The 11721-nt window shown below is 45.6% G+C and carries 11 protein-coding genes; 2 read left to right on the top strand and 9 right to left on the bottom strand.

Going from position 1 to position 11721, the window contains the following annotated elements; translation table 11 throughout:
* Window positions 1-94 precede the first annotated feature (94 nt).
* Together ABTV53_RS12315 and ABTV53_RS12310 are read right to left on the bottom strand one after the other, a co-directional pair.
* Window positions 95-1408, bottom strand: coding sequence for a hypothetical protein (locus ABTV53_RS12315; protein ID WP_433753234.1), 1314 nt, complete (start codon window positions 1406-1408; stop codon window positions 95-97).
* Between the two features lie 180 nt (window positions 1409-1588).
* A complete protein-coding gene (locus ABTV53_RS12310) occupies window positions 1589-2638 on the bottom strand; it encodes a 2,3-butanediol dehydrogenase (RefSeq protein ID WP_433753232.1) in 1050 nt (349 codons plus the stop codon).
* A gap of 559 nt (window positions 2639-3197) precedes the next feature.
* Between ABTV53_RS12310 and ABTV53_RS12305 the strand changes: the two genes are divergently transcribed.
* Window positions 3198-4235 carry a LacI family DNA-binding transcriptional regulator gene (locus ABTV53_RS12305; protein WP_433753230.1) on the top strand — a complete coding sequence of 346 codons (1038 nt, stop codon included), beginning with the start codon at window positions 3198-3200 and terminating at the stop codon, window positions 4233-4235.
* Window positions 4236-4412: 177 nt separating this feature from the next.
* Here the strand turns inward: ABTV53_RS12305 and ABTV53_RS12300 are convergent, their stop codons facing one another.
* A complete protein-coding gene (locus tag ABTV53_RS12300; RefSeq protein WP_433753229.1) occupies window positions 4413-5381 on the bottom strand; it encodes a D-2-hydroxyacid dehydrogenase family protein in 969 nt (322 codons plus the stop codon).
* Window positions 5382-5596: 215 nt separating this feature from the next.
* A complete protein-coding gene (locus ABTV53_RS12295) occupies window positions 5597-6181 on the bottom strand; it encodes a TetR/AcrR family transcriptional regulator (RefSeq protein WP_433753227.1) in 585 nt (194 codons plus the stop codon).
* Window positions 6182-6419: 238 nt separating this feature from the next.
* On the opposite strand from ABTV53_RS12295, the gene ABTV53_RS12290 reads away from it, so the two are divergent.
* Entirely contained in the window at window positions 6420-7640 is a 1221-nt protein-coding gene (locus tag ABTV53_RS12290) for an MFS transporter (protein WP_433753225.1), read from the top strand.
* Window position 7641: 1 nt separating this feature from the next.
* Here ABTV53_RS12290 and ABTV53_RS12285 read toward each other — a convergent pair whose 3' ends face one another.
* The 5 genes from ABTV53_RS12285 to ABTV53_RS12265 form a co-directional block, all read right to left on the bottom strand.
* A complete protein-coding gene (locus ABTV53_RS12285) occupies window positions 7642-7803 on the bottom strand; it encodes a hypothetical protein (protein ID WP_155985038.1) in 162 nt (53 codons plus the stop codon).
* 32 nt (window positions 7804-7835) lie between these two features.
* On the bottom strand, window positions 7836-8018 hold the full coding sequence (locus tag ABTV53_RS12280) for a hypothetical protein (RefSeq protein WP_433753223.1): 183 nt from the start codon (window positions 8016-8018) through the stop codon (window positions 7836-7838).
* A gap of 45 nt (window positions 8019-8063) precedes the next feature.
* Window positions 8064-8291, bottom strand: a complete 228-nt coding sequence (locus ABTV53_RS12275) for a hypothetical protein (RefSeq protein WP_433753222.1) — start codon at window positions 8289-8291, stop codon at window positions 8064-8066.
* Window positions 8292-8454: 163 nt separating this feature from the next.
* A complete protein-coding gene (locus ABTV53_RS12270) occupies window positions 8455-9546 on the bottom strand; it encodes an HD-GYP domain-containing protein (RefSeq protein ID WP_433753220.1) in 1092 nt (363 codons plus the stop codon).
* A 285-nt stretch (window positions 9547-9831) separates the two neighbouring features.
* Window positions 9832-11667: a UbiD family decarboxylase gene (locus ABTV53_RS12265; RefSeq protein ID WP_433753218.1), complete on the bottom strand. Its 1836-nt coding sequence runs from the start codon at window positions 11665-11667 to the stop codon at window positions 9832-9834.
* Window positions 11668-11721 lie beyond the last annotated feature (54 nt).

The raw sequence follows: 11721 nt of genomic DNA, 5'->3' as shown, positions 1-11721 counted from the left end.
TATTTTCAAATTTTCGAAGTTTGCGCGTTCAACCTTACCGGTCACCAATAATGTGGATGTAGCATAGTATATAATCCATAATCTTCCTTCCATTTTAATTGGCATTCACGGGGATATCACTGCGATTCACTCGGAGCAATTTCCCTGACGAAGTTGATAACACATCGGGATCGGTACCCAGACCAAAGTAGAAGTCACCCTCATTCTCTTCGAATGACTTGGCATACGTGTCTTGATTAAACCGTAAAATTTCATTCCATGTTGTCAGATCCGTCGATTGGTAGACCCGATTGATATACAGATTGGCACTTTGGCGAGTATACGTAAGCACATACACCTTGCCATCACGCAACAACACATCCGTCGGAAGCGCCTTGGCATCTGGCAGATTAACACGTCTTGCCTGATTAATGTCGGTCATGACATTCAAAGATTTGGGCAGCAGCTGCCCATCATTGAACACGCCTCCCGCTATATAGAGCAATTTGTTATTGAAGTTAACATTTTTGCCTATTTTATTATAAGGAATCGTGCCCGTTTGATAGGTGAGTCCTGGCAGCATTTTGCTACCATAGATGACAACATCCCTCTTCTCAAGTTTTTCATTAATCTCCAGGATATTGGTTTTGTCATTCCATATTTTATTGGCAGGATACATCATGCCAGAGGCATATAACTTGCCATTGAGATGGAACATGGTATAGGCCCGGAAGCCAAACGTATTGATCGTCGCGTATTTTTGCCAAGTTTCACCTTTATTATGAGAGATTAATATCGTTGGTTTGGAATCTGTCCCCAGCGCGGCAAACATCTTACCCTGATAAGATGCCAAATCGTATACGTGTACACCCAGGGGCAGATTGCGATATTTGGTCCACACCTCTCCATCCAAACGATAGAAATTGCCCAATTCCCACTTCTCACTATCCGAATCATTGCCAGGAATATATAACTTATCGTTTAGTACTCTGTAGATATCAATCTGCTCCTCATCCACATACATCTTCGTTGATGGCAAGATGCCCGGGTTTCTGTTAGTCACCGACTGGGTCTTAAATTTCGCATTCGCTGTATCATAATAAATGACTGGAATAGGGCCTGAATTTGGAGCTACGCCCAGATTGCTGCTATTTCCGTGGCCCAAATATATTTTGCCATTGTACAGTTGCATGTCCCAGACGTTATTGGCATATGGTGTTTTGGTAAAAGGTCTGCCTAGCAGTTTGATCTTCGATGTTACATCCGCTGAACTGATCGGTGCATTCGACACCTTGGCCAGCCCACGTTCCATCGCAGGGGGTTGACTTGTTGACGTGGTGTTTTTCGGTTTGGAGTTCCCCATAAGCATCCAGCTCATTCCTGCGACAACGGTCAAAATTATGGCTGTCCATTTTGTATGTCTCTGCATGTCCGCTTCCTCCTTCATAGTTTCACAATATTTACCTTCACACCGAGATGATACAATTTGTATCTTTTCATACTATGTAATTCGACCCGTATATGCAACAAATTCCGCCCGATCTATACAAAAAAAGTAGACAATCACATCCGTTGATGTGTTGTCTACTCGCTCTTACAGCCTATGGTTCTATTCTGCTTTTACCAAAATCTTAACCTGATTTTTCTCTTTTAAGAGTGCTTCAAACCCATGTTCCACCACTTCATCCAACGAAATTCGTTTGGTCACCAGCTTGTCTGCCGGGAAGAAACCTTTATCCATCAGACTGATCACTGCCGGGAACACATCGCGATAACCAATAATGCCTCTGACCGTACGTTCTTTCATGACAATCGAGTTCGGGTGAATCGGTGCTTCCTGTTCAAAAATGCTGACGATCATTAATTCACCGCCAATTCGTGTTGAATCGATCGCTTGTTGCAGTACACGTGGAACACCTGTTACTTCATAGGCTACGTTAACGCCACCTTGTGTACGCTGATGGATCTCTTCCACCACATTGAACTGTGTTGGGTCAATCACAATCGCACCCAATTCTTCCGCTTTGGCTTTCCGTTCGTCTGATAACTCCACCACATAAATATCAGAAGCTCCCGAAGCTTTAAGTGCTTCAATAACCAATAATCCAATCGGACCTGCACCAAACACTGCTGCGGTATCGCCTACTTTCAGCTTGCTTTGGCGCACGGCGTGAAGTGCTACAGCCGAAGGTTCAACCAATGCACCTTGCTCATACGAGATTGAATCCGGTATGGCATGGACCATGTATTCTTCAGCAGTTACATATTCGGAGAATCCACCTCCGCCTCCAGCGAGTCCAAGGAAACCCATTTTATCGCACAGATTGTATTTGCCTTGTTTACAAGCTTCGCAGTGTCCACATGCATAGATCGGTTCTACGACTACACGATCGCCCGCCTTGAAACGTGTTACGCCTTCCCCTACTTCAACGACCTGTCCTGAGAATTCATGCCCCATAACTATAGGTGCTTTCTCCCCTGTTAGCGGATGCGGTGCTTGAGCCGGAATGAAGATTGGACCTGCTGTGTACTCGTGCAAGTCACTGCCGCAGATGCCGCACCATTCCACTTTTATTTTGACCTTACCTTCTTCAGGATGAGGTTCGTTAATATTTTCGAGACGTAAATCTTTGACTCCGTGCCAACGTAATGCTTTCATTCATTTCATCTCCCAGATCATAATTTATAGTATAATCGGAAACGTTTCCGTAAATTAAATATGTCACATTTTAGATACGCTGTCAAACCTATTTCTACACGAATATGTCTATTTCGTGATCATACTGAGTTCACTTTGGGGTGCTTATGCTTTAATTTCAGTTGTTTTGTTATATAAATTGAACTAAAGAATATTTACACTGCACACTCCGATGACAGAACAACCTTCCGATCGCTGTTATCCCCAGATTTTTTTGATTCGTTTTATAAAGGAGAAATCCGGGACAGAGTATGCTTCCGATGTAGCTTTCTTTCAGAAAGCTTTTAGCTCCGCTTCTTCATGTCCTTTGTGTCCTCTCCGTTTTGCGTAAATGTTTAGTTGAAATTATATAGATGGTATGACAAATGGATTAAATTCAATCCATGTATCTCATAAGTGTGGTCCATTCACGGGATACTTTATGGTTCAAATGTTATAATTAACTTATATAACTATCGTGAGGTACATACATATTCCTAATAATTCGGAATCGTTTCCGTTAAAGTGAGGTAAACATACATTGAGGAAAGAACAGAAACTTACGATCAAGGACGTTGCAGAGCGTGCCGGCGTAGGCATCGCTACCGTATCCCGGGCCATCAACAATTCAGAAGGCATCAGCAGTAAAACACGAGATAAAGTAATGCAGGCCATTGAAGAACTGGGGTTTGTACCCAACACCTCCGCACAGAGTCTGAAAATCAGGCAAACGCACCAGATCGCGCTTGTTGTACCCGACATACGCAACGCCATCATTCCGGAAATTTCCTGGTCTGTGGAGCAAACGGCGAAACAGCATGGGTACCATGTTGTACAGATCAATACAGCAGGCAATGCCCGAACCGAGCTGGAAACTATTCGTAATGTAAAAAAATTGCATGTCGACGGACTGATCTTCATGCCTCTGGCATATCCCAAAACGTTACCCGGACTGATTGATAAAGCGCCGCTCCCCATCTCCATGATTAACTACGGCAAGAAACTGGAACCTGGTATGAAGGCAGATATCGTCTCTCTGTCTCAACCCGAAGGCAAACTGGTGATGGAGCATCTGTTCAAAATTGGCCGGACTCGAATCGCATATGCCGGTGCACCCAAAGACATCATTGAAGAACGCTTCCGTGCTTATGAGCAAGCTGTAGGCCATGTGGACATTTCTCTCGTCTACTTCGGTGAGGACTTTTCATTAAATACAGGTGCCAATGCTGCAGATTATTTCTACGGACTTACGCATATGCCAGATGCAGTCTATGCCATTAATGATATGGTTGCCATCGGATTGGTTAATCGTTTCAAGGAGTTAGGGGTTCGTGTACCTGAAGATGTGGCTGTAGTGGGTGTGGATAACAATCAATGGACCACTGTCTCGTCTCCGCAGATTAGTTCCGTCTCCATTATGGGTGAAGAAGTTGCCAGACTTGCTACCGAACTGTTGTTAAAACGAATTCGGGAGATGAACACGACCGATTACGAACACATCCAATTTGAACCGCGCTTAATCGTTCGTGAATCAAGTGTCGCCATGATTCATTCTTCCCAGCGAGGACCACGCCGTTAAATTTGGTGAGGGGGATGGGTCCGTAGGATAGAATATATTTTACGGCTATTCCTTCATTCTTCTACTACACAGATATACTAATAAGGTGTTGCTCAGGTCTAACTTTTTCCTGGCAGCACCTTATTTGTCGTTGATTCTATATAATTAGAGCAGAGTCATACTCGGCATACGTTCATTCTAAGAAAACAGTTGCCTGATCGGTGTTCCCTTCAAGAACATCGCTATATTCTCTACGGTATGATTATAATAGATCTCATAATTGCCGCGAGTCACATACCCCAAATGAGGTGTAGCCAGGACGTTAGGCAATGTTCTCATAATATGGTTAACCGGCAGCGGCTCCTGCTCATATACATCCAGACCTGCACCAGCGATCACACCACGCTGCAATGCGTCCACCATAGCTTCCTGATCGACAATGCCCGCTCGTGACGTATTGATGAGGAGCGCACTCGATTTCATTTGTTGAAACTCGGCTTGTCCAATCAGATTCCTCGTACGATCACTCAATACCAGATGAATGGATACGATGTCACTCTGTGCAAGCAATTGCTCCTTGGTCTCGGACCAGGTGACACCATGTTTTTCAGCTTTCTCTCGTGTTAGATTCTCGCTCCAGGCCATCACATTCATGCCAAATGCTTGTGCGATCTCAGCCATGCGAGTGCCTATTTTGCCCAAACCAAGCAATCCAAGTGTTCTCCCATGCAAATCCAACCCTACAGTGCTCTGCCAGTTTCGATTAGAGCGAAGTGCATTATTTTCCGTAACCAGTTGTCTGGACAGCCCCAAAATCAGTGCCCATGTAAGCTCCGTCGGCGGATTGGAGCTTCCCTCCGTTCCACACACAATGACTCCGTTCTTCTCTGCAGCCTTGAGATCTATCGACGCATTGCGCATACCACTTGTAATCAGAAGTTTTAGCTTAGAGAGCTTTGAAATGACCTTCTCCGGAAACGGTGTACGTTCCCGCATCAGGACCACAATATCAAAATCCTGCAATTCCTGTATGACTTTTTCATCCGAGCCCATATAGTTGTTGAATGTCTGAATCTCTACCTGATCCATCAACGGACCCCAGTCTGCCGACGTCAGGGCAACATTCTGATAGTCATCCAAAACAGCACAGCGCAACTTCGTATCCATCCCTGATCTCCTCCTATATCTGCTCACTTCTTGTCCATATAAATTAAACTAACGAATATTTACACTGGTCACTCGAACGCTCCGCTTCCTCAGCTTATTTCTGTCCTCTCCGTTTTGTGTAAATGTTAAGTTTAATTAATTTATATTGTAACAACTCTGCATTGATCTGCCCAATGCCATCAGACACAGATAAGAGCAGGCAAGCAACTTCCACCCTAGTACTGCAGCAAAGACAACGTAACCTGAATGCTCTGCTCTACAAACAAGCGGTCCGGTCCTGATTTCATCAGAACAGTCAATCCAATCATGGATACCACCAAAGACTGTGCTATTGCACTCGCGTTCAAGTGAACGGACAATTCCCCGCTCTGTTGCCCACGTTCTATCGTTTCCTTGAAAAGAACACCCAGGTACATCTGATGTTCCCGTGTAAGGACAGCAAATTTGGGATCATGTGGAGCCAGCTCAACCATCGTATTAATGCAAAAACAGCCGTGACTAGGCTCGGTCACACTTCCCTCTGCTCCAATATGTTCAAACAGTCCCCGAAAGGCTTCCCGCACAGAGGTACCCTGTTGAAGTCTGGCTCTGACTTGAGCCGCATGCTGAGTGGTATACCTGCGAAGTGCTGTTTCGAACAGTTCCTTTTTATCCCCATAAGCTGCATACAGACTGGGACGTTGAATGCCCATTGCGTTCGTCAAATCACTCAAAGATGAGGCTTCGAATCCCTTGTTCCAAAACGTATGCATTGCTGCATCGAGTGCTTTATCCGTATCAAATTCCCGTTGTCTAACCATAAAACTCACCTCTTTATGTATCGATCAGTATGTTTATATTTTAATCTCATAACAATGGATAAGTCAAAGACACTCACTTAAAATTATTATTCAAATTAAACTAACTACTCCATAAAGCGTTTTAATCAAATTGAAAATCTCACCCAATTCTCTGTTGACAGAATTCAAGCAAATAAAGTATGGTTATCCCGAAACATAACATACCGATCAGTACATAATAGAAAGGTGACATCCATTCATGCAAACTTCGTCTCCAGATGCACAATTACCCAGTAAGGATCGTCCTGCCATATCGCGGTTAGTCGCTCTTCTCTTTGCCGTGTGCAGTGGACTTGCGGTCGCGAATATTTATTATGCTCAGCCTTTGCTGGACTCCATCGCTGAAGAATTCAGCCTCTATCCATCATCCATAGGGATTGTCATCACAGTGACTCAAATATGTTATGCCCTGGGGCTGTTCCTTCTCGTTCCGCTCGGGGATCTCTTAAACCGCCGCAAGTTGATCATCATTCAAATGCTCTTATCCGTGCTTGCACTGGTTCTCGTAGGAACCGCACAATCCAGCTCACTTTTATTCACGGGTATGGCTGTCGTAGGTCTGCTCGCGGTCATTACACAGACATTGGTTGCCTTTGCTGCACACTTGGCATCCCCTTCTGAGCGAGGTCGGATTGTCGGGCAGGTGACCAGCGGAATCGTCATTGGCATTTTACTTGCACGAACGGTTGCAGGTACGCTGAACGATTGGCTCGGGTGGAGATCGGTGTATCTCTTCTCTGCCAGCCTTACCTTACTCGGAATTGTTGCCTTATTTTTTGTTCTCCCAAGGCAGCAATCCCCACAAGTGAAACAAAGTTATATCCAATTACTCGGTTCCGTCTTGCAATTGTACCGTGAGTTGCGTGTGTTACGAGTACGAGGTGTACTGGCCATGCTGATTTTTACAGCCTTCAGCATCTTGTGGACTTCCATGGTTCTGCCACTAAGTAGCCCTCCAATGTCCCTGTCTCATACGGTCATAGGTGCCTTCGGTCTTGCAGGAGCAGCTGGAGCTCTGGCTGCGGCCCGTGCAGGTAAACTCGCCGATCGGGGCCTTGGGCAGAAAACAACCGGCGTCTCTCTTGTCATTCTGCTCTTGTCCTGGCTGCCCATCGGTTATGTCCATCATTCTTTGTGGTTCCTGATCCTGGGCGTTATCCTGCTCGATCTCGCCGTGCAGGCCGTGCATGTTACCAACCAGAGCCTGATCTACGAAGTTCGCCCTGAAGCACAGAGCCGCCTGACGGCAGCGTATATGATCTTTTATTCCATCGGTAGTGGAGCCGGCTCCATCGTTTCTACCCAAGTGTATGCATGGGCAGGCTGGACAGCGGTTTGCTGGTTAGGTGCTGGCGTTAGTGCAGCAGCCCTTGTGTTCTGGATGATCGATCGTTATATGCATCGGAACCTCGATCGTTGAATTAGTCCAGTTTATTCCACACCACAATAAAGAGGGTTGCCAACGGACCAAATAACAGGGAAATCAGAAACCAGTTCCGACCGCTTCTGTTTTTCCCCTGTGCCAGTCCAGCATTTATCAAGGCAAGAGTGCCCCAACCTACAAAATATTCATTATCCATCAAACGTCTTCTCTCCTCTATCCCTTTAATTCTGGCTACTGCTCAAGCATATCTTTGAGTTTACGATTGCGACTCTCCAGAAATGCCTGCATGTATCTCTTCAATACAAGTCGTTCCGTTACCCACCCCAGCAATCCAAGTGGAGCTTCGAATCGAAGTGTATCTCTCATACAAGTCATCTGATCTCCGCATTCGATAAACTGATGTTCATGCTGCATGCTCTTGAAAGCCCCCTTCTCCATCTGATCTACGAAGAGGAAAGGTCATTCAAACTGCACAATTCGGGACTTCAGCTTCTGTCTGACTCCAAAATGAGTAGCCTGAAATGTAACGGTATCCCCTGGTCCAATTCTTCCCGTTGTTACTCCTGCAACTGCTCGCTCTCTCGTATGTTGCCAGACGGTCTGTGTATGTACATCAATATCCCGGGCATAGTCAAAGCACCGTTGAATCGAGGCATGTATCGTAATCTCGGTTGTCACTTCAATCATGGCGATCGCTCCTTGGCAGGAAAAATAAGGTCTTTGCAAAGTATACGCTTGCTTGATTGGTCTAACAACACATCTAGGATGATATAACAAAAAAACGGGTCCCCTGTCTTAGTACAGGAGACCCGTCTTGCATGTATTGGTAGAATAGCAAAGACTAACGATATTAAATAAGCAATTCATCAATGGCAAGCGTACGCTCTTTGGAGAGATCGCGATATTGTTCAGACTCCACTTTGATGAGCGGTTTGAAAATATCAGATGTATTGTTCATGACAATAACACCTTTTTCTCCATTGCTGAGCAGAACCTGTTTCCCGATGAAATTAGGAAGCAAATGTTGCATCAATGCTTGAACCGGCTTTTCATTCAGTTTACCAAATCCCATCCCATAGATATCTCTAAGGTTGTTGATCAGGTTTGGATTGCTGCCTCCGTGATTCCCGGATCTCATGCCAATATAGATATCCGCTACGGATACAATCTGCGTATATGGATGAATTTCACTTTTCTCAAGCTGCATCGGATAACCAGACCCATCTTCCCGCTCATGATGCTGCAGAGCAACCAGTGCTGTCGCTTCATCCGTCATCGAATTTTTGATGATTTCATGACCATATATGGTGTGACGCTGCATTTCAAGCTGCTCGTCCGCCGTCAACGGTTCTGTTTTGTTCCGAATCCGGTGCGATACTTTGCACTTTCCAATGTCATGCAGATAACCACCGCGACTAATCTGATAACTCTCCTTCTGAGAATATCCAAGCCAGTTCGCGAGGTAGAAGGACAACAATCCGACCTGGATTGAATGTGTATAGTTATTGACGTCATCCCGCTCCAGCATCATCAGGAGATGAACCACATCTTTCTGCTCATCCAGTCCCTCAACCATCGGTTGCAGTGCATCATCCACCATGGTCGCGTTGAACTTGCCAACGGTCAGAGCTTCAAGAAAAGCATTTTGATAATTATGTACGGTCTGAATAAATTGGGACTTCATCTCTTCTTCAGGCGGCTCTTCCTTGGAGCTTGTGGTTAACCCGGAAGCATGCTTTGCCGCTGCAGCAAAAAACTCGGCCTCAGTAATTTCTTCTTCGCGTGATTCAATATCTACATAATCTACACGGTGCTGCATGAGCAAGGAGATATCCTCACTTTTAATTACAGTCCCCTTCCCGAGAACGTGTAATCCTGCATCGCTGAATGTATCTGCAGTCAGACGGTCTCCGTCTTGCAGGTTCATAATATGGATTCTCAAATCGGTATTCCCCCTGAACAATTCATTATAGTAACAGCACCCAATGGATCGGGTCCACAAAAATACCTATACTTCTTTATATCGTTATAATTCTTCATTTCATACATAGTTCAAACGACCTTAATCGCGAAGGTAAATACGAACGCATAAGACTTTATCCTCACTCCTGTATCCAAATTAGTCCCGGTTTTGAACATGGAGACACTTTTTGGTGTCTATTGGCTGGATCAGAGTAAGCAAAAGAAGTTCAAACTCTTCCGTTTGAACTTCTTGCAACATCCCAAATTAGATTTTAATTGATTCCAGACTTGCTCCTTTAACAAATAAACGTTCAATGTTCTTTTCCACCGAAGGATCGGGAATCAGCGGCGGTGCCTGGTGAGGTTTGGTACGTGCATCAATAATTACCTGATCACAGCCCCAATGCTTGTGGTCATATCCGCTATTAACCCCGTACATGTCATGTGAAGGGTTGCTGCGAGTAAAGGTTGCCCACAAGAAGTTGCTGAGGTTAGCACTCAGGAACGAACTGTCATCACATAGAATGATCATCGGACACGAGTCCAGACCTCCCTGTTCTTTCAATAGAGACGTGAACGCTTGCATCTCCTGTGCTGTATCCGCATAACTCGTAAAGGCCGATGTCTGGATCGAAACGATACCCGGCATGATGAGCTGCGGATTCTCATAACCACGAATGTTTTTCAAAGACTCCGGAACTTCCGTGCACAGATCACGGACCCTGTCGCCATACGCTGCAAAAACGACCTTGCTACCGCTGTTCAGTCCTGTACCCGAGTAATCCAGTGTATCAATCGTTGTATGCGTATGGAAATGAATATCCCGCTGCATATCCATACGCTCCAAGATATAGGTCAGGAATTCAACTTCCTTATGAGTATCCAGAGGCTGCTGATCCTCAGCAGTAATAAACAGATATTTCGCCAGACTGAGCTGACCTGTACCCAAAATACGGTTGGCAATTGTAAGCAGCTCTGTTGGCTGTTTCACCGCCTGATACGGCGTATACCGTTCACTGCCGATGGCAAACAGTAATGGATGGACCCCTGCCGCATCAACCGCATGTACTTCTTTGACACCTGGAATCTCCTGTTTGATCGCGTCTCCTGTAATCTCATGAATCAAATCGCCAAAAGCCGTATCCTCTTGCGGCGGACGACCAACAACCGTAAACGGCCAGATCGCATTAGGCTTGGCATAGACTTTATGCACACGCATTAACGGAAATTCATGCGTCAGACTGTAATAGCCCAGATGATCCCCGAACGGGCCTTCGGGCTTCGTCTCGCCTGGGTAGATATCACCCGTGATGACAAAATCAGCATCATTACTGATGCAATATCCGTCCTTGTAGCTGTACCGGAAGCGACGTCCAGCGAGCAGACCGGCAAATGTCATCTCACTTAATCCTTCAGGCAAGGGCATAACCGCTGAAAGTGTATGTGCTGGCGGACCCCCGATGAAAATACTAACCTTCAGTGGTTCTCCTTTTTTCACCGCTTTGGCTTGATGTATACCGATTCCGCGATGAATCTGATAGTGTAACCCTATTTCCTTGTTCATTTCAAAATCATTGCCATCCAGTTGAACCCGGTACATCCCCAAGTTTGAATTCATGATGCCTGGCTTATCCGGATCTTCCGAATATACTTGCGGCAGAGTCACGAATGCCCCACCATCCATCGGCCAGTGCTTGATGAGCGGCAGGTCCGAGATTTGGATCTCTTGCGCGGATACGGGTAGGCTAATAGACTTCTGTTTCGGCAGCGCCTGCCATGCAGCTAGACCTGTGCGGACATGCTGAAATGGCGTCTTAAGCGCCTTCATGGGATCGTCACGAACAGCCATGACCCGTTGTACGCCTTCCAGCGTACCGCGGAACATGAACTTGCTTCGTTCCACCGTGCCGAACAGATTGGATACAGCCTGGAACTTTGAGCCTTTTACATTTTCGAATAACAACGCCGGGCCTTTAGCCTCATGCACTTTCATGTGGATCGCTGCCATCTCCAGATGCGGATCAACCTCTTCTTTGACCCGAATCAAATGACCGTGCTGCTCCAGATCGTTAATACAATCTTCCATATTGCGATATTTCATTGGATGGCTCCATTCTGTGTATGATAAGTTGATTAAGTTCATAGATTCACATAA

It is taken from the genome of Paenibacillus amylolyticus (assembly GCF_050990605.1).
Taxonomy (GTDB): Bacteria; Bacillota; Bacilli; order Paenibacillales; family Paenibacillaceae; genus Paenibacillus; species Paenibacillus amylolyticus_H.
Note: the sequence above shows the minus strand (reverse complement) of the source record. Positions and strands in the feature narration are given on the sequence as shown.

What these genes read in the sequence shown, in the direction of transcription:
- ABTV53_RS12315 (WP_433753234.1), bottom strand. Translation starts at nt 1,408, where the DNA reads ATGCAGAGACATACAAAATGGACAGCCATAATTTTGACCGTTGTCGCA.
- ABTV53_RS12310 (WP_433753232.1), bottom strand. Translation starts at nt 2,638, where the DNA reads ATGAAAGCATTACGTTGGCACGGAGTCAAAGATTTACGTCTCGAAAAT.
- ABTV53_RS12300 (WP_433753229.1), bottom strand. Translation starts at nt 5,381, where the DNA reads ATGGATACGAAGTTGCGCTGTGCTGTTTTGGATGACTATCAGAATGTT.
- ABTV53_RS12295 (WP_433753227.1), bottom strand. Translation starts at nt 6,181, where the DNA reads ATGGTTAGACAACGGGAATTTGATACGGATAAAGCACTCGATGCAGCA.
- ABTV53_RS12290 (WP_433753225.1), top strand. Translation starts at nt 6,420, where the DNA reads ATGCAAACTTCGTCTCCAGATGCACAATTACCCAGTAAGGATCGTCCT.
- ABTV53_RS12280 (WP_433753223.1), bottom strand. Translation starts at nt 8,018, where the DNA reads ATGCAGCATGAACATCAGTTTATCGAATGCGGAGATCAGATGACTTGT.
- ABTV53_RS12275 (WP_433753222.1), bottom strand. Translation starts at nt 8,291, where the DNA reads ATGATTGAAGTGACAACCGAGATTACGATACATGCCTCGATTCAACGG.
- ABTV53_RS12265 (WP_433753218.1), bottom strand. Translation starts at nt 11,667, where the DNA reads ATGAAATATCGCAATATGGAAGATTGTATTAACGATCTGGAGCAGCAC.